The organism is Pseudomonas sp. WS 5021 (assembly GCF_012985535.1).
Classification (GTDB): domain Bacteria; phylum Pseudomonadota; class Gammaproteobacteria; order Pseudomonadales; family Pseudomonadaceae; genus Aquipseudomonas.
The window spans coordinates 709583-733512 of the sequence record NZ_JAAQWP010000003.1 but is presented as its reverse complement, the minus strand read 5'-3'; the positions used below and the strand labels follow the sequence as shown (position 1 = coordinate 733512).

Annotated in this window: 16 protein-coding genes, 1 tRNA gene and 1 pseudogene; 12 read left to right on the top strand and 6 right to left on the bottom strand. The window is 56.4% G+C overall.

Annotation, left to right across the window (positions count from 1 at the left end):
• Window positions 1-19 precede the first annotated feature (19 nt).
• The gene (locus tag HBO19_RS13335; RefSeq protein WP_170057646.1) at window positions 20-1249 is read left to right on the top strand and encodes a multifunctional CCA addition/repair protein; all 1230 of its coding nucleotides are present in this window, start codon (window positions 20-22) and stop codon (window positions 1247-1249) included.
• An 18-nt stretch (window positions 1250-1267) separates the two neighbouring features.
• Here HBO19_RS13335 and folK read toward each other — a convergent pair whose 3' ends face one another.
• Window positions 1268-1780: a 2-amino-4-hydroxy-6-hydroxymethyldihydropteridine diphosphokinase gene (gene folK, locus HBO19_RS13330; RefSeq protein WP_169953800.1), complete on the bottom strand. Its 513-nt coding sequence runs from the start codon at window positions 1778-1780 to the stop codon at window positions 1268-1270.
• Window positions 1771-2124 (bottom strand): dihydroneopterin aldolase, encoded by a 354-nt coding sequence (gene folB / locus HBO19_RS13325; RefSeq protein ID WP_029296829.1) that lies wholly within the window; start codon window positions 2122-2124, stop codon window positions 1771-1773. Before folB ends, folK begins: the two co-directional genes overlap by 10 nt.
• A 74-nt stretch (window positions 2125-2198) precedes the next feature.
• On the opposite strand from folB, the gene plsY reads away from it, so the two are divergent.
• Window positions 2199-2768: a glycerol-3-phosphate 1-O-acyltransferase PlsY gene (gene plsY, locus HBO19_RS13320; RefSeq protein WP_029296831.1), complete on the top strand. Its 570-nt coding sequence runs from the start codon at window positions 2199-2201 to the stop codon at window positions 2766-2768.
• A gap of 33 nt (window positions 2769-2801) precedes the next feature.
• On the opposite strand, the gene tsaD is transcribed toward plsY, so the two are convergent.
• Window positions 2802-3827 carry a tRNA (adenosine(37)-N6)-threonylcarbamoyltransferase complex transferase subunit TsaD gene (gene tsaD / locus HBO19_RS13315; RefSeq protein ID WP_170057645.1) on the bottom strand — a complete coding sequence of 342 codons (1026 nt, stop codon included), beginning with the start codon at window positions 3825-3827 and terminating at the stop codon, window positions 2802-2804.
• Between the two features lie 203 nt (window positions 3828-4030).
• Here tsaD and rpsU point away from each other — a divergent pair, with 203 nt between their 5' ends.
• The 5 genes from rpsU (at window position 4031) to HBO19_RS13290 (ending at window position 12541) form a co-directional block, all read left to right on the top strand.
• A complete protein-coding gene (rpsU, locus tag HBO19_RS13310) occupies window positions 4031-4246 on the top strand; it encodes a 30S ribosomal protein S21 (protein ID WP_002551877.1) in 216 nt (71 codons plus the stop codon).
• Window positions 4247-4692: 446 nt separating this feature from the next.
• Window positions 4693-6663, top strand: coding sequence for a DNA primase (gene dnaG / locus HBO19_RS13305; protein WP_169953796.1), 1971 nt, complete (start codon window positions 4693-4695; stop codon window positions 6661-6663).
• 67 nt (window positions 6664-6730) lie between these two features.
• Window positions 6731-8581, top strand: coding sequence for an RNA polymerase sigma factor RpoD (gene rpoD, locus HBO19_RS13300; protein ID WP_169953793.1), 1851 nt, complete (start codon window positions 6731-6733; stop codon window positions 8579-8581).
• 124 nt (window positions 8582-8705) lie between these two features.
• Window positions 8706-12449 carry a bifunctional diguanylate cyclase/phosphodiesterase gene (locus HBO19_RS13295; RefSeq protein ID WP_170057644.1) on the top strand — a complete coding sequence of 1248 codons (3744 nt, stop codon included), beginning with the start codon at window positions 8706-8708 and terminating at the stop codon, window positions 12447-12449.
• Between the two features lie 15 nt (window positions 12450-12464).
• A tRNA-Ile gene (locus HBO19_RS13290) sits at window positions 12465-12541 on the top strand.
• A 46-nt stretch (window positions 12542-12587) separates the two neighbouring features.
• Here HBO19_RS13290 and HBO19_RS28485 read toward each other — a convergent pair.
• From HBO19_RS28485 to HBO19_RS13280, 3 genes and pseudogenes are all read right to left on the bottom strand, one after another.
• Window positions 12588-12767: pseudogene (locus tag HBO19_RS28485) on the bottom strand (P-type conjugative transfer protein TrbL); the annotation flags it as partial.
• Between the two features lie 365 nt (window positions 12768-13132).
• Window positions 13133-14962, bottom strand: coding sequence for a UvrD-helicase domain-containing protein (locus HBO19_RS13285; protein ID WP_170057643.1), 1830 nt, complete (start codon window positions 14960-14962; stop codon window positions 13133-13135).
• Entirely contained in the window at window positions 14959-17520 is a 2562-nt protein-coding gene (locus tag HBO19_RS13280) for an ATP-dependent endonuclease (protein WP_170057642.1), read from the bottom strand. Before HBO19_RS13280 ends, HBO19_RS13285 begins: the two co-directional genes overlap by 4 nt.
• 584 nt (window positions 17521-18104) lie before the next feature.
• Here HBO19_RS13280 and HBO19_RS13275 point away from each other — a divergent pair.
• The 5 genes from HBO19_RS13275 to pqqA all read left to right on the top strand — a co-directional run bounded on the left by HBO19_RS13275 (window position 18105) and on the right by pqqA (window position 23886).
• The gene (locus HBO19_RS13275; RefSeq protein WP_170057641.1) at window positions 18105-18566 is read left to right on the top strand and encodes an Lrp/AsnC family transcriptional regulator; all 462 of its coding nucleotides are present in this window, start codon (window positions 18105-18107) and stop codon (window positions 18564-18566) included.
• A 146-nt stretch (window positions 18567-18712) separates the two neighbouring features.
• Window positions 18713-20404 carry an NAD(P)/FAD-dependent oxidoreductase gene (locus tag HBO19_RS13270; protein ID WP_170057640.1) on the top strand — a complete coding sequence of 564 codons (1692 nt, stop codon included), beginning with the start codon at window positions 18713-18715 and terminating at the stop codon, window positions 20402-20404.
• An 11-nt stretch (window positions 20405-20415) separates the two neighbouring features.
• Window positions 20416-21210, top strand: a complete 795-nt coding sequence (locus HBO19_RS13265) for a carbon-nitrogen hydrolase family protein (protein ID WP_170057639.1) — start codon at window positions 20416-20418, stop codon at window positions 21208-21210.
• A gap of 50 nt (window positions 21211-21260) precedes the next feature.
• Window positions 21261-23648, top strand: a complete 2388-nt coding sequence (gene pqqF, locus HBO19_RS13260; protein WP_170057638.1) for a pyrroloquinoline quinone biosynthesis protein PqqF — start codon at window positions 21261-21263, stop codon at window positions 23646-23648.
• Between the two features lie 163 nt (window positions 23649-23811).
• Window positions 23812-23886: a pyrroloquinoline quinone precursor peptide PqqA gene (pqqA, locus tag HBO19_RS13255; RefSeq protein WP_003194766.1), complete on the top strand. Its 75-nt coding sequence runs from the start codon at window positions 23812-23814 to the stop codon at window positions 23884-23886.
• Window positions 23887-23930: the final 44 nt, after the last annotated feature.

Below are 23930 nucleotides of genomic sequence, written 5' to 3'. Positions count from 1 at the left end.
GGCTAATGGAGGCTTTTTCATGCAAATCTACAAAGTCGGTGGAGCGGTACGTGATCGCTTGCTCGGCATCCCCGTTACCGATATCGATCGGGTCGTAGTAGGCGCCACCACTGAAGAAATGCTCGCCCTGGGCTATCGCCCAGTGGGCTCTGACTTTCCGGTGTTCCTGGACCCAAAAAACAACGATGAGTACGCCCTCGCCCGCACCGAACGCAAAAGCGGTCGGGGTTATGGCGGCTTTGTGTTTCATGCCAGCCCCGAAGTCACCCTCGAACAAGACCTAATCCGCCGCGATCTGACTATCAACGCGATCGCCGAAGACGACGACGGCAACCTGACCGATCCGTACAACGGCCAGCGCGACCTGCAAGCAAGGGTACTGCGTCACGTTTCCCCGGCCTTCGCCGAAGATCCCCTGCGCGTACTGCGGGTCGCGCGGTTTGCCGCACGTTATGCCGGTCTCGGTTTCACTATCGCCCCCGAAACCCTGGAATTGATGCGTCAGCTCAGCGACTCCGGCGAACTGGAAGCCCTGACGCCGGAACGCAGCTGGAAGGAAATTTCCCGGGCCCTGATGGAAGATCAGCCACAGGTGTTTATCCAGGTGCTGCGCGACTGCCATGCCCTGAAAACCCTGCTACCGGAAGTGGATGCCCTGTTCGGTGTGCCCCAACCCGAAGCTCATCACCCCGAGATAGATACCGGCATCCACACCCTGAGCGTGCTGCAACAGACGGCCCTCCACGCCCAACCCTTGACCGTGCGCTGGGCCTGCCTGCTGCATGACCTGGGCAAGGGCCTGACACCTGTGGATAAGTTGCCCCGGCATATTGCCCACGAGCAGCGGGGCCTGAAGCTGATCAAAGCCGTCAATGAGCGCTTCAAAGTGCCCAAGGATTGCCAGGAATTGGCGCTACTGGTCGGCGAGTATCACACCCATGGTCATCGGGCCCTGGAGCTGAAGGCCTCGACCCTGCTGGAGTTGCTGCAGAGCTTTGACGTATTCCGTCGGCCACAGCGCTTTGAAGAATTTGTCGTCGCCTGCGAAATGGATGCACGAGGTCGCAAGGGCCTTGAGCAGCGAAGTTATCCACAGGCGGATTATTTACGTCGCGCCGCGCAGGTGGCGCGGGCCGTGGCAGTGGCGCCGCTACTGGAGAAAGGTTTCAAGGGCCCGGAGCTGGGCGAGGCGCTCAAGCGTGAACGGCTCAAGGCCCTGAAAGCCTACAAGGACCAACACTCACTGTAGGCGCTGGCGAGCCGGTTTCTACAGGTCTGGGGTGAGTGGTCTGCCACGCCATTCGAAGGCAACCGGTGCCAGTACCTGGTCGATTTGTGCATCCCGCCACAGCGCGGCAAATGTCTTGCCGACTTCAGGATGCACACGTTCCGGCGCCATCAACGACAGCGGCCACAACACAAAGGCGTTTTTCAGGATTTCTGCCCGCGGCAACACCAACCCATCAAAATTACCGCTCAGGTCGCCATACAGCAGCACATCAATATCCAGGGGCAAACCCTTGCGATCCGGCGCATAGCGGCCATTGTCGGCCTCGATGGACTTCAGCCGGCGATCCAGTTCCATCAACGGCAAATCGGTGTACGCCGATACCACCAGGTTGAAGAACGGCCCGCTCTTGATCCCCACCGGCTGACTTTCGAATACGGCAGAACAGCGCATATCGGTCAAAAAGCCATCCAACGCCTCAAGACCCGCCTGCAAACGGGCCTCGCGCTCGATATTGCTGCCAAGACCAAGGTAAACCTGAGTTAGCGACATCCGCGCTCGATCTCCACGCCCACGCCCTTGGCGGCCGGGACGGCACCGGGCTTGGTCAACTTGAGGTGCAGCCAGGGGATCTGGAATTCTTCCATCAAGACCTGCGCCAGGCGCTCGGCAAACGTTTCCACCAGCTGGAATTGCGCCTGCGCGGCAAAGGCCTGGATGCGCGTGGAAACACTGGCGTAGTCGAGGGCCAGGGTTAGGTCATCACCGGCTGCGGCCGGGCGATTGTCCCAGGCGAAACTCAGGTCCAGGCGCAGGCATTGACGGATACCTCGCTCCCAGTCGTAGGCCCCGATCACGGTGTCGACTTCCAGGCCTTCGATAAACACTCTGTCCAAGCACTCTTCTCCACAGCACGACAAGGGCGCAATGCCCCGTTAGAATCAAGGCGTCCTCGCCCGGAATAGTTAGCATGTCTTGGTTACTGGCGACCCTCGCCTACCTGCTCGGCTCGCTGTCCTTTGCCATCTTGCTCAGCCGCCTGACGGGAAATCCCGACCCGCGAATGAGTGGCTCGGGCAATGCCGGCGCCACCAATATGTTGCGCCTGGCCGGCAAAAAGCTCGCCGTACTGACGTTGTTCGGCGACGTATGCAAAGGCCTGTTGCCCGTGCTGATCGCCGACCTCGCCGGCCTCTCCCTGCAACAACAAGCCTGGATCGGCGTGTGTGCCGTGCTCGGCCATCTGTTCCCGCTGTACTTTCGCTTTCGCGGTGGCAAGGGCGTCGCGACGGCCGCCGGCATGCTACTGGGGATCTACCCTCCAGCGGCGCTGCTGGCCATTGCCGCCTGGCTGCTGACGTTCTACCTGACCCGCACCAGCTCCCTCGCCGCATTGATCGCCACCCCCCTGACCCTGCCATTGCTGGCCTGGCAGGAGCCGGCTGCCCTGCTACCGATGAGCGTACTCACCCTGCTGATTGTATGGCGCCATCGCGGCAATTTACGCGACCTGTTTGCCGGGCGCGAACGGCATTTTTAAATACGCCCAGTGAACCCGACTCATGTTCGTCGATCACAACGGCGGCAGTTGCTCCATCGGCCAACGCGCCTGCACGCTGATGGCCAGGCTCTCATGCTGGCCCGCCTGCAAGCGCTGGCAACCGGCGAAGGCGATCATCGCGCCGTTATCGGTGCAGAACTCAGGGCGCGCGTAAAACACATCGCCCTTGAGGTCGCCGAGCATTTTTTCCAGTGACAAACGCAATGCCTTGTTCGCGCTGACGCCTCCAGCGATGACCAGGCGCTTCATGCCGGCCTGCTTCAGGGCACGCTTGCACTTGATGGTCAAAGTCTCCACCACCGCCTGCTGGAACGCCAGAGAGATGTCGCAACGGGCTTGCTCGCTGTCGTCCCCGGCGCTGACGCTTTGCTGCCAGGTGTTCAAGGCGAAGGTTTTCAAGCCACTGAAGCTGAACATCAGGCCTGGGCGATCACACATCGGACGCGGGAAGGTATAGCGCCCCGCCACGCCTTTTTCCGCCAGGCGCGCGATTTCCGGACCACCGGGATAATTGAGGCTCATCATCTTGGCGGTCTTGTCGAAAGCTTCACCGGCGGCATCGTCCAGGGTCTCCCCCAGAAGCGTGTACTGGCCGATTGCATCGACCTGAACCAGCTGCGTATGGCCACCGGAAACCAACAAAGCGACGAACGGGAACCCAGGAGGGTTTTCTTCCAGCATCGGCGCCAGTAAATGGCCTTCCATATGGTGCACGCCAAGGGCTGGAATACCCCAGGCAAACGCCAGCGCCTGGGCGCAGGAAGCCCCAACCAGCAGGGCCCCGACCAATCCAGGGCCGGCGGTATAAGCGATGGCATCGATCTCGGTGGCGACGCAGTCGGCCTCGTCCAGCACCTGTCGAATCAATGGCAGCATGCGTTTGACGTGATCACGGCTAGCGAGCTCCGGCACCACCCCGCCATAGGCCCGATGCAGATCGATCTGACTGAACAGCGCATCGGCCAAAAGCCCGCGTTCACTGTCGTAAAGCGCGACGCCGGTCTCGTCGCAGGAGGTTTCTAAGCCCAGTACTAACATGGGTTTGCGCCTTGTAGAGGCTGAATTCGAAGGCGCGCATAATAGTCGCCACGTCCCCTCCCGACTAGCGGTTTTCGATCAGAGGCTTTGCATTCCGGGCAATGAGGGGTTAACATCCGCAACCCTTAAAAACCGACGACCTCAGCCGCGAATTTTTTGCGACGAGAACGTTGATTCCCGGTAATGAAAGAAGGTAGCTCTGGATGCCAGCCGTCAAAGTAAAAGAGAACGAACCCTTCGACGTAGCTCTGCGTCGTTTCAAGCGCTCCTGCGAAAAAGCCGGTGTTCTGGCTGAAGTTCGTAGCCGCGAATTTTATGAGAAGCCAACTTCTGAGCGTAAGCGTAAAGCAGCAGCCGCTGTTAAGCGTCACGCCAAGAAAGTTCAGCGCGAACAGCGCCGCGCCGTTCGTCTGTACTAATACACAGACGTTCGTAGCAAGCTTCTGCCAAGCCCGGCCCTCAGCCGGGCTGTTGGCATTTGCGGATATCGCTTGATGCTTCACCGTCGACGCCGCACATGCGACCGAGACAAAGCTTCACACGTCAGGACTGGCTCTTTTGCCAGCGGTGCACGTCTCTTCTGACGAGCCTATCAAGGCTACTGACGAGCACACCCATTTTCCAAGCAGGCGATCAATAGGTCGACTGTGCCCCACGATGAGCTTCCGAGGCCGCCATTGGCCGTGACCGGACTCCAGGGCAACGCTTTCAAACACGTCGAAGACTGATTGGAACTAACGTCAGTGAACGTTCGACAGATACACTTCCTGGCAGCCCAAGCAGACAATCGATGATCAAGCCGCCGCCATGCGCGTCTTGAGTGCGTCACGGGCCCTCATTTACACGCAGTGATGACGAGAACGCCATGGCCGGGCTAATTCCCCAGAGCTTTATTGACGACCTTCTGAACCGCACCGACATCGTCGATGTTGTCAGCTCGCGCGTGCAAATGAAAAAGGCTGGCAAGAACTACACCGCCTGCTGTCCGTTCCATAAAGAAAAGACCCCATCGTTCAGCGTCAGCCCCGACAAGCAGTTCTACTACTGCTTCGGCTGCGGCGCCGGCGGCAATGCCCTGGGCTTTATCATGGACCACGACAACCTGGACTTCCCCCAGGCCGTCGAGGAACTGGCTAAAGCCGCCGGCATGGAAATCCCCCGCGAAGAAAGTGGCCGGCCGCACAAACCGCGCCAGCCTACCGACTCGCCGCTGTACCCGCTGCTCACCGCCGCCGCCGAGTTCTACCGCCAGGCCCTGAAAAGCCACCCACAGCGCAAAGCCGCCGTGAACTACCTCAAGGGCCGCGGCCTGACCGGGGAAATCGCCCGCGACTTCGGCCTGGGCTTCGCCCCGCCGGGCTGGGACAACCTGTACAAGCACCTGAGCAGCGACACCCTGCAGCAAAAGGCCATGATCGACGCCGGCCTGCTGGTGGAAAACGCCGAGACCGGCAAGCGCTATGATCGCTTTCGCGATCGAGTGATGTTCCCGATCCGCGACAGCCGTGGCCGCATCATCGCCTTCGGCGGACGGGTACTGGGTGACGACAAGCCCAAATACCTCAACTCCCCGGAAACCCCGGTGTTTCACAAGGGCCAGGAACTCTACGGCCTGTTTGAAGCGCGCAAGAACAACCGCAACCTCGATGAAATCATCGTGGTTGAAGGCTACATGGACGTTATCGCCCTGGCCCAGCAAGGCCTGCGCAATGCCGTGGCAACCCTCGGCACCGCCACCAGCGAAGAGCACATGAAGCGCCTGTTTCGCGTAGTGCCCAGCGTGCTGTTCTGTTTCGACGGCGACCAGGCGGGACGCAATGCGGCCTGGCGCGCCCTCGAAGCCACCCTCTCGAGCCTGCAGGATGGGCGCCGCGCGCGCTTTCTGTTCCTGCCCGAAGGCGAAGACCCGGATACCCTGGTGCGCTCCGAAGGTACCGATGCGTTTCGCGCGCGCATCCACCAGCACGCACAACCGCTGGCCGATTATTTTTTCCAGCAATTGACCGAAGAAGCCGACCCGCGCTCCCTCGAAGGCAAGGCCCATATGGCTACCCTCGCGGCACCGCTGATCGACAAGGTCCCCGGCGCCAACCTCAAGGCCCTGATGCGCCAGCGCCTGCTGGAGATCACCGGCCTGAGCGGCGAGGCGGTCAGCCAGCTGGTGCACAGCGCGCCCCAGGAGGCGCCACCAGCCTACGACCCGGGCTTCGACTACGACGCCATGCCGGACTACGCTGACTTTCACCAACCTCAAGAGGCCTTTGTGCCTCAACAGGACTGGACGCCGAAGAAACCCGGCGCCGGCGGCAAGAAATGGGACAAGAAACCCTGGAGCAAAAACGGCAAGCATGGCGACCGCGACGAGGCTTACGCCCCGCGGACACCGGTGGCCGTAGAAGCGCCGACGCTGATTGCCCTGCGCACCCTGATCCACCACCCGCAATTGGCGGGTCGAGTGGAAAGCGCCGAACATTTTGCCAACGAGAGCAACACCTACGCCCAGGTGCTGATTGCCCTGATCGAGGCCGTACAAAAAAATCCTAAGCTAAACTCAATCCAGCTGATGGCCCGCTGGCATGGCACAGAGCAAGGACGTCTTTTGAAAGCACTCGCAGAAAAGGAGTGGTTAATTGACGGCGATAACCTTGAACAACAGTTTTTAGACACCATTACTAGGTTATCCGCGGGTCAGCACACGCAGACCCTCGACGAACTTATCAAGAAAGCAAGGCAGCCAGGATTGTCGGCTGAAGAGCAAATTCAGATAGCAAAGCAGATGCGCGACCTCTTAAAACAGAATGTTTCCGCATCAAACCCGACCTCAGCTGGCGTGTGAGGTCATAGCTCGGGTATAATCCTCGGCTTGTTTTTTGCCCGCCAAGACCTTCAGTGGATAGGGTGTTATGTCCGGAAAAGCGCAACAGCAGTCTCGTATCAAAGAGTTGATCGTCCTTGGTCGTGAGCAGGGTTACCTGACTTACGCGGAGGTCAACGACCACCTGCCGGAGGATATTTCAGATCCGGAACAGGTGGAAGACATCATCCGCATGATTAACGACATGGGGATCAACGTATTCGAAGCTGCGCCAGATAAGGATTCTCTTATGCTGGCGGACGCCGATACCGACGAGGCCGCCGCTGAAGAAGCTGCTGCCGCGCTGGCTGCAGTGGAGACCGATATCGGTCGCACCACCGACCCTGTGCGCATGTATATGCGTGAAATGGGTACGGTTGAGCTGCTGACACGCGAAGGCGAAATCGAAATCGCCAAGCGTATCGAAGAGGGCATCCGCGAAGTGATGGGCGCAATTGCGCACTTCCCCGGCACGGTTGACCACATTCTCTCCGAGTACACCCGCGTTACCACCGAAGGTGGCCGCCTGTCCGACGTCCTGAGCGGTTATATCGACCCGGACGATGGCATTACGCCGCCTGCTGCCGAAATACCGCCGCCTGTCGACCCGAAAGCCGTGAAAGCGGACGACGAAACCGACGACGACGAGGCTGAAGCCAGCACCGACGACGAAGAAGAAGTCGAAAGCGGCCCGGATCCAATCATCGCAGCCCAGCGCTTTGGCGCGGTCTCCGACCAGATGGAACTGGCGCGCAAGGCCCTGAAGAAGCACGGTCGTGGCAGCAAGCAGGCTACCGCCGAACTGCTGGCCCTGGCTGAGCTGTTCATGCCGATCAAACTGGTGCCGAAGCAATTCGAAGGCCTGGTTGAGCGGGTTCGTAGCGCCCTTGAGCGTCTGCGTGCACAAGAGCGGGCGATCATGCAGCTCTGTGTCCGTGATGCGCGCATGCCGCGTGCCGACTTCCTGCGCCAGTTCCCAGGCAATGAAGTTGACGAAAGCTGGACCGACGCACTGGCCAAGGGCAAAAGCAAATACGCTGAAGCCATTGGTCGCTTCCAGGCCGACATCGTTCGTTGCCAGCAGAAGCTGACTGCATTGCAGACCGAAACCGGTCTGACGATTGCCGAGATCAAGGACATCAACCGTCGCATGTCGATCGGCGAGGCCAAGGCCCGTCGCGCGAAGAAAGAGATGGTTGAAGCGAACTTGCGTCTGGTGATCTCCATCGCCAAGAAGTACACCAACCGTGGCTTGCAGTTCCTCGACCTGATCCAGGAAGGCAACATCGGCTTGATGAAGGCTGTGGACAAGTTCGAATACCGTCGCGGCTACAAGTTCTCGACTTATGCCACCTGGTGGATCCGTCAGGCGATCACTCGCTCGATCGCCGACCAGGCCCGCACCATCCGTATTCCGGTGCACATGATCGAGACCATCAACAAGCTCAACCGTATTTCCCGGCAGATGTTGCAGGAAATGGGTCGCGAACCGACCCCGGAAGAGCTGGGCGAACGCATGGAAATGCCTGAGGATAAAATCCGCAAGGTATTGAAGATCGCTAAAGAGCCGATCTCCATGGAAACCCCGATTGGTGATGACGAAGACTCCCATCTGGGTGACTTCATCGAAGACTCGACCATGCAGTCGCCAATCGATGTCGCCACCGTTGAGAGCCTTAAAGAAGCGACGCGCGACGTACTGTCCGGCCTCACTGCCCGTGAAGCCAAGGTACTGCGCATGCGTTTCGGCATCGACATGAATACCGACCACACCCTTGAGGAAGTCGGTAAGCAGTTTGACGTGACCCGCGAGCGGATCCGTCAGATCGAAGCCAAGGCGCTGCGCAAGTTGCGCCACCCGACGAGAAGCGAGCATTTGCGCTCCTTCCTCGACGAGTGATCACAAAACCCCCAGGCCCAGGCCTGGGGGTTTTGCTTTGTGCAGATTAAATCCTCCCCGCTTTACCTCCCCCCGCAATGCCCGTCTACACTCGAAATATTCCCCGTGCCATAACGAGACCGTTATGCCCAGACTGCCGACCGTGCTACTGCTGTCGCTGCTGACCTGGACCGCAACGGCTGGCGCGTTGACTCTCACTGATGAAGAGCATGGCTGGTTGGCGGACCACCCGGAGTTGCGCCTGGGCGTTGACGCATCGTGGCCGCCATTTGAATATCGCGACGAAGAAGGCCGCTATCAGGGCCTGGCCGCTGACTATGTACGACTGATCCAGGAGCGCCTGGGCATCAAGGTCAGGTTGATCGAGCCTGCCAACTGGAGCGCCCTGCTGGAGCAGGCCAAGAACAATCAGCTCGACCTGTTACCGGGCATCATGTCCACCCCGGAGCGCCAGGGTTTCCTGGCATTTTCCAGGCCTTACCTCGACTTCCCCATCGTCATTCTTGCCCACGAAGGCGGCGCCCAGCCCCGTTCCCTCAAGGACCTGTATGGACTGAAGATCGCCGTGGTGGAGAACTATGCCCCCCACGAATTGCTGCGCACCCACCACCCCGACCTGAACCTGGTGGCGATGCCCAACGTCAGCTCGACCTTGCAGGCCCTGGCCACCGATGAGGTGGACGCCGTCGTCGGCGACCTAGCCTCCAGTGTGTGGAGCCTGCGCCAGCTTAAGCTCGACGGTTTGTACGTTAGTGGCGAAACGCCTTATCGCTACCAACTGGCAATGGGCGTACCCCGCGAGAACAAAATGTTGATCGGCATCCTCGACAAGGTGCTCGCCGACCTCAGCCCCAGCGAAATCAACGAAATCCAGGAACACTGGGTCGGCAATGTCATTGATCACCGAGCCTTCTGGACCGATCTGCTGCTCTACGGCCTACCTGCCGTGCTGCTGTTGAGTACCGTGCTGGCCATCGTGATTCGGATCAATCGCCGGCTCAGCTCGGAAATTTCCCGCAGGGTGGCCCTGGAACAGGAGCTGCGCAGCAGCGAGTACCATTACCGGGGATTGGTGGAAAGCCTGTCAGCCATCGCCTGGGAAGCAGACATCAGCGATTTCACCTACAGCTACGTGTCGCCCCATGCCGAGGAGCTGCTGGGCTATCCACGGGCGCACTGGCTGATCCCCGGCTTCTGGCGCAACATCATCCACCCTGCCGACCTGACCCGTGCCGACAGCTTCTGCCAGCGGGAAACCCGCGCCAACCGCGACCACAGCATTGACTACCGGGTGATCACCGCCGATGGCCGTTGCTTGTGGGTCAGGGACATTGTCAGCCTGATCAAGCATGGGCATGAGCCGGTCATGCGCGGCCTGATGATCGATATCAGCGAGGCCAAGCGTACCGAGGAAGCGCTGCAGCTCTCGCAGGAGAAGTTCGCCTCGGTGTTCCAGCAATGTCCGGACATATTGGTGATCGCCCGCCTGTCCGATGGCTGCCTGCTGGAGGTCAACAAGGCATTCGAGGACCAGATTGGCCTGAGCGCCGCAGACGTGGTCGGTAAAACCGCCACCGAGCTGAACATCTGGGGCATCCAGGGCGTAGGCCCCAACCTGCTCAAGCGGGTGCAGACCACCAGCATCCGCAACCTGGAGATGCCGTTCCTGCGCAGCAATGGCCAGGCGTTCACCGGGCTGATCTCTGCCGAACCCTTCCAGCTCGATGCGACCGAAGCGTTGGTGGTGGTAGTGCGGGACATCACCCAACTGAAGGAAACCCAGCAACTGCTGCAAACTTCCGAAGAAAAGTTCGCCAAGGCCTTTCACGCCTCGCCCGACGGCTTACTGCTGACGCGCCAGCACGACGGCCTGCTGCTGGAGGTCAATGAAGGCTTTAGCCGCATCACCGGCTTCAACAGTGCGATGTCCCTGGACCAATCGACCCTGGACCTGGGCATCTGGGTGGACTTGAACGAGCGCAAGCACATGCTCGACCTGCTACAACGCGACGGCCTGGTGCGCGACTTCGTCTGCCATATCCGGCGCAATGATGGCCAGATTCGCCTGTGCGAGGTATCCAGCCGCCCGCTGCCCATTGGGGATGACGACTGCATGCTGACCATCGCCCGCGACATTACCGAGCGTCAGTTGATGCAGGAAAAACTGCAACAGGCCGCGACAGTTTTCGAAAGCACTGCCGAAGGCGTGTTGATCACCGATACCCGGCAGAACATCAGCGCGGTCAACCGCGCCTTCAGCGAAATCACCGGCTACAGCGAAGCCGAAGCCCTCGGCCATACCCCGCGCCTGCTCGCTTCCGGCCTGCACGACAGCGCGTTCTACGCCGCCATGTGGCATCAACTGACGGCCAACGGCCACTGGCAAGGCGAAATCTCCAACCGGCGCAAGAACGGCGAGCTGTATCCCAGTTGGCTGACGATCAACGCCGTGCGCAACCTCGAGCAATCAATCACCCACTTCGTGGCAGTATTTGCCGACATCTCCAGCCTCAAGCACGCCCAGGCGCGGCTCGATTACCAGGCGCACCACGACCCGCTCACCGGCCTGCCCAACCGCACGCTGTTTGAAAATCGCCTGCAAACCGCCCTCAACAACCAACAGGAAACCGGCAGCCAGGGCGCGGTGCTGTTTCTCGACCTCGACCGCTTCAAACACATCAACGACAGCCTCGGCCACCCGATTGGCGACCTGCTGCTCAAGGACATCGCGGTGCGCCTCAAGGAGCAACTGCGCGATATCGACACCGTAGCGCGCCTGGGCGGTGACGAATTCATCATCCTGCTGCCCGGCCTGCAACAAGCCAGCGACGCCCAGCACCTGGCCAATAAACTGCTGGCCTGCTTCACCCTGCCCTTCCAGGCGGGCGAGCACGAGTTCTTTATCAGCGCCAGCATCGGCACCAGCTTCTATCCGCAGGATGGGATCGACGTCGCCACCTTGGTAAAAAACGCCGATGCCGCTATGTACCGCTCCAAGGCCAAGGGCCGCAATCGGGTTGAACGCTACACCCAGGACCTCACCGCCCAGGCCAATGAGCGCGTCGCCCTCGAACACGAACTGCGCCGGGCCATAGAGCGCGATGAGCTGTTTCTGTACTACCAACCAAAGCTGAGCCTGGACACCCAACAACTGATCGGCGCCGAAGCCCTGATCCGCTGGCGCCATCCCACCTTTGGCGACGTACCTCCCGAACACTTCATCGCCCTGGCCGAAGAGAACGGCATGATCCTGCAAATCGGCGACTGGGTCCTGGAGCAGGCTTGCCGGCAACTGCATCAGTGGCGCAAGTGCTACGACGACTTCGGCCCCCTCTCCGTCAACCTCGCCGGGGCCCAACTGCGCCACCCCAACCTGTTAGGGCGCATCGAGCAACTGCTGCGCGACAACCGCCTGGAACCGGATTGCCTGCAACTGGAGATCACCGAAAACTTCATCATGAGCCAGGCCGAAGAAGCCCTGGAAGTACTGCATAAACTCAAGCACCTGGGCGTACAACTGGCCATCGACGACTTCGGCACGGGCTATTCATCCTTGAGCTACCTCAAGCGCCTGCCCCTGGACTTCCTGAAAATCGACCAGTCCTTCGTCCGCGGCCTACCGGACGATCCCCACGACGCCGCCATCGTGCGCGCCATCATCGCCCTGGGCCACAGCATGCAATTCACCATCATCGCCGAAGGCGTGGAAACCCCCGCCCAGCAAGCCTTCCTCGCCGACGAAGGCTGCGAACAAATGCAAGGCTACATCGTCAGCCTGCCTCTGCCTCCCGACATCTTCGCCGCGACCTTCCTTCACATGACCCATTCGGATTTTTCGGATAGCACAGTGGAGAAACCATCGTTATAATCCGCGACCTACTGAGGGCCTATAGCTCAGTTGGTTAGAGCAGGGGACTCATAATCCCTTGGTCGTAGGTTCGAGTCCTACTGGGCCCACCATCTCTGAAAGCCGCGCACTGCGCGGCTTTTGTGTGTCTGGCGGAACGGGAATGGTCTTGGTGAGGTAGGCACATACCAGAGCCAAGCCCGCCAATGTCATCAGAGAAGCTTCGTCATTGGTACATGCCGCCAAACAGGACTTAGCCGACGTGACAATAATTCCTACGATCAATTTTAAGACGAATAGCTTGCCACCTACTGCAATGACGAAGCAGAGCGGCGCAACAATTAGGCAAGTTAGTTAACTTTAATGCAAGTTAACGCGATTCAATGCGATTATGCGCGACCTCATCAAATTCACAGTCTAGCAACCTTAAATCTCATACAATCTTACTCGACAGTACGGCAAGATGTGTGTTGTGGGCCCACAAGCTTCGTTTGCTCCACCATCCACCGATCCTTACTAGCCTTCGGCTCAACGAATAGTGCTGCACTGTGGTACTGACCGTGGCTAACGCGCCTCGAAGCAGATGGGGAAAAAAGTTGGGCCTAAGCAAAGCGAAGCCAAATTAAGCCTGACAAGTTGAACGATCTACCTTTATGAATTTCTGTAGTAAAAAAGGGGGCGCCAAATTCATGACGCACACGAACTTACATAAACAACGTGATTTTAGCAGAGTCAAATAATCCACTCGATTCTATTTCTCTCTTAGCCGCCTCAGGATTGCTACTGAAAATCATTATTTTAAGATCCTTTGCAGCTCGAGAAAAACAAACATATGCAAGATTATAACTTTTTGTCTTCTGACCATCAGTAGGCTCTCTACCAGCGGTCTTAGGCGTGAACAGTTTAGAAAAGCTGTATTGATTCCAATTTGCTTCAACATCGTCAAATACTACTAGAACCTTTGGAAACTCATCTCCTTTAACGCCGTGCTGAGTGCTATAAGGAGTCATTTTATTAATAAACTTATAAAGAGGCGGCAACTCTTCACATGTGAGTTTGAAAAACTCGTCGCACAACCAATCCGCCTTGTCCAAATAGTGAATTTCATCGTCATACTCCTCCTCCCGCGGCGAACGTGAAAGGTGCTCATCTAGCCTTTGATTGCTCTTAAAAAGATCGTTATCCCTCGCAAATCGCAAAACCTGATACGTTGTACTTGATGTCCAAAGCCGGCTCAACTCTTCGATATTTTTTCTTATTTCCCGCGAAACCTCCCTAAGAGACTTGCTTTTATTTTTCCCTTCTGGATCTAACGCAGGACTTGTTTCTCTAAGCAAAGCTGATATAGCACCCCAGTCTCCGGAATAAAAATAATTAATCAAGGGAACCAGTGTATTAACAAATGGAGAAACCAAGTAGTGACTTCCCTCTTTGAAAGCATCCTCGGAGTGTTGTGAAGAATAAGTTCCGGTAAATAATTTATTTAAATTCGAAAAGCCCAGACGGACCGCTATCATCTGGCGAGTGAGGTATAGCTGTTTAACCTCGCCGTCACCTTGCCAACCAACAGCCTCTAAAGCCCGATCAAATTTCAATAGATTATTAACGAGCTGCCTACTCGAGTAAGTATTTCTCTCTCCCTCTCCACTCTCAGACCTTATTATTAATAGCTCAACACTACCCTGAGCGTTTGCGCTACCTGGGTCTTGCGGAAGGTCTGGCCTTATAGATTTGAGAATTTTTATAACCTCAATCGAACATCTATAGTTAATCTTTTTCTCAATTTTATATGACCCAGAAGGACCTTGAAAATCACCTGCGCGCTTTTCGTAGATTTGTTGGACCGGATCGCCAAAATATCCCGTAATAGGAAGACCGGGTTCACCCGAGATACTATTGAAAGCCTCAATCACATTAGGGAATGTATCTTGAGCCTCATCAATAAAAATATAAGGAAACCGCTGACCTATAATTCGACGCAGGGATTTATTATTCAATATTAAATCCGACGCTATATCTATAACATCATCGTGATCCAACTGCCCTTTTTCGAAATCGCTGTATCCGCTGTCACTATACTTAAAAACCTCGACACTATCTACGGAGATTAAAGCACTGGCCAGCCTCACAATTTGCGCTCGAGCCTTGATTGCCTCCTTGCTATTACCCTTTATTTTTTCCTTTTTCTTTTCTATTCTTTTAGGAATTATGCGCTCCCTTATAGAACTCCTAATATCACTTTGAAAGCTATTTATTTGATCCCACATAAATCTATGAATCGTACTCACTAAGAACAGTTCATTTAAATTCGTGCGTTTTTTTATGACATCTACAGCCGCATTAGTATAAGTTATGCATGCAACCTTTTGACCTGAGGCCAGCATCAGAACGCCATAGGATGTAGATATATAGTTCAAAGCCTTGACCAACGATCCTGTTTTGCCGGATCCCGCACCCGCGACTACCCAAAAACTTGTCTTCGAATCGATAAATTTTTTTATTTCCTCATCTGGATCAACAACTGCAATATTCATTTTACCTCCACGACTTCGGAATCAAACATCAGAGTGATATCTGTCGTGACGCTCAATGTAGACGACAGCCATGTTAATCCATCAGATATATATTTAGGAGACCTCCACTCCTCAAGAGTTTCAATTTGATTTAATGCAAACTCTACCTTCTTAAAACCTTTTACAACCTCATCATAAGTTTTTTGGTAGTGCTGCTCAATAGTCGCGCCCTCAGGGTACTCAATCAAAACATCGAGCTTCCCCGCCGCCACCAGATCAAAATTTGTATAAATAAATGATTCTTCAAATGTTCTCGGAATCACTTTCTTTTTTCCTGTTGCACTAGATATCTCAATAGCATCTTGAAATGTCACGTAAATCCTACTGCCTGGAACCTTTTTTTGATCTTGCTTCAAGACTAACAAATTAGATATCAGTCTGGCCTGATCATATCTGGCTTTATCCTCTCCTTTTAGCCCTTTCTTACCATTAAGCAGCAAAGCTGTAATAGAAGCATTGCTACTAACCGCATCTACAATATCAGCCCTGCATGATTTCCTATTATCATTTCGATCTACAGAATCCAAGTCTGTTATCACGAGACATGTTAAATCTAGAAATCTTATCAGGGGTAGAAACTTATGCGCAAACGCCCCTCCAAGCTGAAGAGTGGTTATATAGGCATACTCTAATATAGGATGATAATTCTTAATTATATGAGGGAGTAAAATACGCTCAACAGTTCCTTCTATGATAATCGCAGCATCTGCAAAAAATAGATCGCAGTGAGTCAGGGAAAGGTACTTTTGTAGAAAATTGAGATTCTCTTGCTCGGTACATTCGGACGCAAATTTAGCTAAATTCAGTATTTTAGTGGCCGTCGCTTTATTGATCGCTGTTTTAGGCGTACCGAAGCTGCTAACACATCTACGAAAATACCGAATCTTCTTAAAATCTGCTTCTGCAATAATATGGGATGAATGCGTGGTAATCACAAGCTGAGGGCAATGGCTCTCATGCCCTAGATTCTTCGTTGTCTTTTGAATTGCTTTACGAATTTTGCGAATAAATACTTGTTGTACTTGCGCATGCAAATGCGCTTCTGGCTCTTCAATAAATATCAGCTGGCAAAGCGGACGGTCCACCTCAGTATTAAGCCACTGAATTTGAAAGTGGGCAACCTGGATTGCCATATATATCAGATTCTTATACCCCAATCCATTATAAGACTCTGGAAGAGGGTGTTTTGAATCAGCATCAAAATAAGTGAGGACGGCGTTACCACTCAAAGCTTTCTCAGGATTGAGATTAGAAATAACTTTAAGCTTTCTGTCATTTGCACCGGGAAAACCCAACTCCTCGATCGTCTGAATCAGCGAATAAAACTCTTTCTCATAATGATCCGAAAGGTTATCATTACTTCTTTCAATAATCTCCAAGGACTCGCTATCATCGTTCATTTTATTGAGATTATGTTTATAAAAATCTAAGAAAACATCTGACAAACGATTGCTTTTAGATGTAGATCCATCATCAATATTACGCTGCGCATCAACAAAATCAACCCGAATAAGAGATGCCAAAGCCTTTTTACCGACTTGATAATCTAAAGGATGAAGTACTAGATCTGTATCAAGCTGCGTCTTTTCGAGAACATAATATTTCAAACCAAAATGCTTCTTCAACACCCCATCTTGGCTTAAATAGTGGCTAAGTGATTTGCGTACCCGCTTATCCCTATCATCAGTAGCGATCTTTATTGGAGGATAGGATTTGTTATAATCTAGGAGCAGCTGCTCCGGAGATGTCACAGAATATTGTAGCCGAATACCGGCCTCAACATCCTCCTTACCAATTCTTGGCAATAGGTAAGCGATACGCCCATACTCAATATCAGGATTAAACGAAAACCAAAGGTCAAGTTCTATTGTTGGAAGGACCGTTTGCGAAACCGCGTTCTCTTCGCCAAATCGGTCAAACTCGTTTATTAATTCTGTCGGAAAGTCGTGAATCCTAAACTCCAGCCGATTTGATACGAAAGCTCTAAATGCAGCGGTGGCTGAGGTTTTCCCGGCATTGTTCGCACCTACAAATATTGTTTCAGTTGATTCTAAACTAATTTCTACATTTTCCAAACGTCGATAGTTTCGGATACTGTATCGATCTAGGCGCATTTGATTACATCCTTTTAATATTTCCGTGACAGACACAGCATCCGAGTTGCTTTCGCGGCCTGATGTAAACACCACAGTGCTTCCCGTTCTAGAGCACATAACAGTTGTTTCAATACTAGTATTTACTGATAAGCTCTCGCCACGTATGCCCTGCCATTGGGCAAGATACTTCAACGATCCAATTTTTTTTATTTTTTTATCAACCGAACCTACTCCGCCCTTCCATCCTAGGACAGGTAGCTCTCCAGCTTCACACTTCAACTTTAAGTCGGGGCTACTTTCTCTAAGTTCTCTACCAACTTCCCAACACGTAATAAGTCCGCCATCAGCCCCCCCCCAATACTCATCATGAGATAACCCAATTCTAATCGGCTCGGAAATTTCGCGAAATATTTGTACGCACATAACTTTTCCTTGTTGGTCTCATCTGTCTGTCCATTGCCCGCAACGAATGAAGGCAATTTGATATTGCCAGCCAGTGAATCCATTGTATACACGCACAGTAACGCTCTTTTTTTTCGCCGCTGTTTGGCGAAGCTACTTTGCCTCCGAACTCAGGGCTGCCCGGTTGGCGTGTTGGTGTCGGTGACGTAGTCGGGAGGGATGCTATTTACGGCAAGCCACACAAATGTTCATGGACGGGCTGTCAAAAAACCTTAATGAATACACCTCCTGAGCTAATTCGCTGAAAAATCGGTACACCCCCTGTACAGCACTCAGTTTCAACAACCTTCTTTAGATTACGCTAAAGACCAGCAAACACAGGCCCCCAGCTATGCCAGCCTACGTTCACCTACGAACGACTTGTCTAGTCATACACGGACGCCCAGCAACTCATAATCCCTTGGTCGTAGGTTCGAGTCCTACTGGGCCCACCATACTCAAAGCCGCGCACTGCGCGGCTTTCGCGTTTCTGGCGGTCCCCCCAAGCACCACTGACCACGAGCCTGTAACATGCTCCCTCATTGCCGCCCACGCCGGAGCCCATCTTGTCCGCCACCCGCCCTCCCGCTCTCGATGAAATCGACCGCCAACTAATCGCCGCCTTGCAGCTCAACGCCCGTGAAAGCGTGGCGATGCTCGCCCGGCAATTGGGGATTGCCCGTACCACGGTGACCTCGCGCCTGGCGCGCCTGGAAAAGACCCAGGTGATTACCGGCTATGGCGTGCGCCTTGGCCAGCGTGTGGTGGATGGTGGGTTGCAGGCGTATGTGGGGATCACGGTGCAACCGCGCTCTGGCAAGGAAGTGCTGCGTCGACTCAGCGCCATGGCCCAGGTCCAGCAGTTGTGTGCGGTCAGTGGTGAGTTTGATTATGTGGCCTGGCTGCGCACCGATTCGCCGGAGCAACTTGATCAACTGCTGGACCAGATCGGCAGTGTCGATGGGGTAGAAAAGACCACCACCTCGATCATCCTTAGCAACAAATTGGATCGTGGGCAGCCAATCTGACCACCATTTTCGTCACTTCGACTAAAAACAATCCAAAACGACGACACTTTGCGTCTTATTAACGAGCGCTACGCTCCCTAGAATGGCTGCCATCTTTTCCTATACTCCACGGGTCGTGCCCCGTGCAGTTGCCAGCAAGGTCAGCCATGAACGCCACCAACAAGAACAATCGCCACCCTGCAGACGGTAAAAAACCCATCACCATCTTTGGCCCGGACTTCCCGTTCGCCTTCGATGACTGGATCGAACACCCGGCTGGCTTGGGCAGTATTCCTGCCGCCCACCATGGCGCTAAAGTGGCGATTGTCGGTGCGGGTATCGCCGGGCTGGTGGCCGCCTACGAGCTGATGAAGCTGGGCCTCAAGCCGGTGGTGTACGAGGCCTCGAAAATGGGCGGGCGCCTGCGTTCCCAGGCGTTTGAAGGGGCCGAAGGCATCATCGCCGAACTGGGTGGCATGCGTTTCCCGGTGTCCTCTACGGCGTTCTACCACTATGTGGATAAGTTGGGCCTGGAGACCAAGCCCTTCCCCAACCCGTTGACACCGGCCTCCGGCAGCACCGTGATCGACCTGGAAGGCCAGACCCATTACGCACAGAAACTCGCCGACCTTCCTGCGCTGTTCCAGGAAGTGGCTGACGCCTGGGCCGATGCATTGGAAGCCGGTTCGCAGTTCAGCGATATCCAGCAGGCCATCCGCGACCGCGATGTGCCACGCCTCAAAGCGCTGTGGAATACCCTGGTGCCGCTGTGGGACGACCGCACGTTCTACGATTTCGTCGCCACTTCCAAGGCGTTCGCCAAGCTGTCGTTCCATCACCGCGAAGTGTTCGGCCAGGTCGGTTTTGGCACCGGTGGCTGGGACTCGGACTTCCCCAACTCGATGCTGGAAATATTCCGCGTGGTGATGACCAACTGCGACGATCACCAGCACCTGGTGGTCGGTGGCGTGGCGCAGGTGCCCATGGGGATCTGGCGCCATGTGCCAGAGCGTTGCGCCCACTGGCCAGCCGGCACCAGCCTCAGTTCCCTGCACCACGGCGCGCCGCGGGCCGGGGTCAAGCGCATTGCCCATGCCGCCGACGGGCGCTTCACGGTGACCGACAATTATGGCGACACCAGGGAATACGCCGCCGTGCTGACCACCTGCCAGAGCTGGCTGCTGACCACCCAGATCGAATGCGACGAAAGCCTGTTCTCGCAAAAAATGTGGATGGCCCTGGACCGCACGCGCTATATGCAGTCGTCGAAAACCTTTGTCATGGTCGACCGGCCTTTCTGGAAGGACAAAGACCCGGAAACCGGCCGCGACCTGATGAGCATGACCCTCACCGACCGCTTGACCCGCGGCACCTACCTGTTCGACAACGGCGACGACAAACCGGGGGTCATTTGCCTGTCTTACTCGTGGATGAGCGACGCCCTGAAAATGCTGCCGCAGCCCATTGATAAACGGGTCAAGCTGGCCCTCGATGCGCTGAAAAAGATCTACCCGAAAGTCGATATCAAGGCGCGCATCATTGGCGACCCGATCACCGTTTCCTGGGAGGCCGACCCGCATTTCCTCGGTGCTTTCAAGGGCGCGTTGCCGGGCCACTATCGCTATAACCAGCGCATGTACGCGCACTTTATGCAAAAGGATATGCCGGCCGAGCAGCGCGGGATTTTCATCGCCGGCGACGACGTATCCTGGACCCCAGCCTGGGTCGAAGGCGCAGTGCAAACCTCGTTGAACGCGGTTTGGGGCATCATGACCCACTTCGGTGGCAGTACCCACCCGCAAAACCCGGGGCCTGGGGATGTGTTCGATGAGATCGGCCCCATCGCCCTAGCCGAATAAGGAGTCAAGCCATGCGTGTCGCCCTGTACCAATGCCCGCCATTGCCACTGGATGTAGCCGGCAATCTCAAGCGCCTGCACCACGTCGCCCATGAAGCGGGCGATGCAGACCTGTTGGTGCTGCCGGAAATGTTCCTCACCGGCTACAACATTGGTGCGGAAGCGGTGGGCGCGCTGGCCGAGACGCAGGATGGACCGGCAGCGCAAACCATTGCCGAACTGGCGCGCAATGCGGGTCTGGCGATTCTTTATGGCTACCCGGAGCGGGCCGAGGACGGGCAGATCTACAACTCTGTGCAACTGATCGATGCCACTGGCCAGCGCCGGTGCAACTACCGCAAGACGCACCTGTTCGGCGATCTCGATCACTCGATGTTCAGCGCCGGCGGCGACGAGTTCCCTATCGTCGAATTGAACGGCTGGAAGCTGGGGTTCCTCATCTGTTACGACCTGGAGTTCCCGGAAAACACCCGGCGCCTGGCCCTGGCCGGTGCCGAGTTGATCCTGGTACCGACGGCCAACATGGTGCCCTTCGACTTCGTCGCGGACGTCACCGTGCGGGCACGGGCCTTTGAAAACCAGTGCTATGTGGCCTACGCCAACTACTGTGGGCATGAAGACCAGATCCAGTATTGCGGGCAAAGCAGCATCGCCGCGCCGAATGGCCAGCGTGTCGCCCAGGCCGGCCTGGATGAAGCGCTGATCGTCGCTACCCTCGACCGTCAGCTGATACGTGACGCACAAGCGGCCAATCACTACCTCGCAGACCGGCGCCCCGAGCTTTATGCCGCGCTGCACAAGCACTGACCACTGCGCTTTGCGCTAGCATAGGCACTTCCTACGTTCTGGAAGTGCTCATGCCTGTGCCGGCCCACCCTCATCACCTGCAACTGACCCTGGCCAATGGCCTGCGCGTTTCCCTGCGTCACGCCCCACGTCTCAAGCGCTGTGCCGCGGCCCTGCGGGTAGCGGCCGGCAGCCATGATGTGCCGTTGGCCTGGCCGGGGCTGGCGCATTTTCTGGAGCACCTGCTGTTTCTCGGCACCGAGGCTTTTCCTGCACCTGACGGTTTGATGGCCTACGTGCAACGCCACGGTGGGCAGGTCAACGCCAGTACCCGCGAGCGCACCACCGACTTCTTCTTCGAAGTGCCCACCCCAGTGTTTGGCGACGCGCTGCAGCGTCTGGCCGATATGCTCGCTCACCCGCGCCTGGCGATGGACGATCAGTTGCGCGAGCGTGAGGTGTTACAGGCAGAGTTTGTCGCCTGGGCCCAGGATGCCGAGGCACAGCATCAAGTGGCGATCTTCGAAGGCCTCGCTGCCGCGCATCCACTGCGGGGTTTTCATGTGGGCAATCGCGACAGCCTGCCGGTGCCACACGAGGACTTCCAACAAGGTTTGCTGGGGTTTTATCAAGACTTCTATCACACAGGGCAAATGACCCTGAGCCTTGCCGGCCCGCAATCGCTTGAGGAGCTGCAAGCCTTGGCCCAGCACTTTGGCGATCACCTGCGCGCTGGCCCGCTGCGCCCGCAGCAGGCACCGCCGGCGTTGATGGACAGCAATAAACATCGCTATCAACACCTGGATAAACAGCATCTGCACCACCTCATCGCCTGCAACGCGCCCCGCGAAGCCTTGGACTTCCTCTGCACCTGGCTGAATGCACAGGCACCCGGTGGTTTGCTGGCCGAGCTGAAAACCCGTGGCTGGGTAAGCGCGCTGCACGCCAGGGTGCCGTACCAGTTCGCCGGGCAGGCGCTGCTGGATATCGAGTTCACCCTGGGGCCCAAGGGTTCACAACAAGTCCCGGCAATCGAAGCACTATTGAACGACTGGTTGAGCTTTTTCGCCCACAGCGACTGGGCTGCGCTGCGCGAAGAATATGCCCGGCTGATCGACCGCCAACAGCAAATCAGTGGCGCCTTGGGCCTGGCCCGTCAGGACAGTGAGAACCTTCAAGCTCAGTTGTCCGAGCCGCACTGCCAAGCCCTCAAGGCCATGCTGATTGCACTGCAACCGTCGCCCGCGCAACAGGCCTGGCAGCTCCCGCCAGGCAACCCATTCCTGCAACGGTCACCCCAGGAACACCGCCCCGGGCTGATTCGCGGGCAGACCAGCGCCCATCGGGGCTTGCGCACCTTCGCCCAGGATCGCTCCCGTGGCCGGCGCGAACTGCCAGGCCTGTCGTTCAGCCAAGCATTGCCGGCCGATAGCGACGACGGCGCCCTCTACCTGCGCTGGCAACTGGATTCGCCCGCCCATGGCTTGGGCAACAGCCTGCAAACACTGCAAACCAACGCCCGTCAGGCCGGGGTGCAAGTGTCCTGGGAAGCCGTAGGCAATGACTGGCTGCTGAAAATGAGCGGGCTGCATGAACCCATGCCCGCTATCGTCGAGCAACTGGCACGCGACCTGACCCAGCCTGACGCCGACCTTTGGCAGGACGCACTCGCCAGGCCGGCGCCGCAGATGGCCATTCGCGAGCTGCTCAAGGCATTGCCGGCCTGCTTTGCCGACATCGCTGACGTCACCGCGCCACCTGACCGTTGGGCCACCGCCCGCTGGCAAGGCTTGGGCATGGGCCTGCCGGCTGCGTGCGAAATGGCCATCAAAAGCGCGGCGGCGCGCCTACCCGGGCACTGTGCCGACAGTGAACACAAAGCCCAGCCCATCAACGGCCCGCATCGCTGGCACACCGTAGCAACCGATGGCGACGAAGACGCCTTGCTGCTGTTTTGCCCGACACCCAGCCAGTCCCTCACCGACGAGGCCGACTGGCGGTTGCTCGCTCACCTGGCGCAAACCCCGTTTTACCAACGCCTACGTGTCGAGTTACAAGTGGGCTACGCAGTATTCAGTGGCATCCGACAGTTCAATGGGCAAACCGGCCTGCTGTTTGGCGTGCAGTCACCCAGTGTCGCGCTTGCGGGCCTGTTCGAGCACATCCAGGTCTTTCTCAAGCAACTGCCAGCGTTGATCGGTGGGAGTAACGACTTGGGCAACACCCCCCTGGCCCAGCAGTTCTCGCCACAAACACTGCCCACCGCCCAAGCCGCGGAGTTGCTCTGGCAGGCGCATTTGGCGGGGCGTGGCGCGGACTATCTTGAGCAACTGCAACGGATGATCCAGGCGCGCAACCGGCAGAACCTGGTGGATGCGGCGCAGCGACTCGAGCAAGCCGCCGGCGGCTGGCACTGCCTGGCCAATGGTGCGGCGGTGAGCGATGACTGGCAGATATGATTCTGATCGTTGCCGATGCTGCAACAGGCTTTTTCCACCAAGACAGCGCTAGCTTGACGAGAAATGAGTAATATTCCGCCACGCATCTGAACATCTCCGCTTGGAGGTGGACTATATGTATTACTTGGTAGTAAACGTCCCATCCCTTCGTAGGAGTATGAATATGACTTGGTCCAAACCTGCTTACACTGATCTGCGTATCGGTTTTGAAGTCACCATGTACTTCGCCAGCCGCTGAGTGCTTTTGTATTGCAATGCAACGCCTCGGCTCGCCGGGGCGTT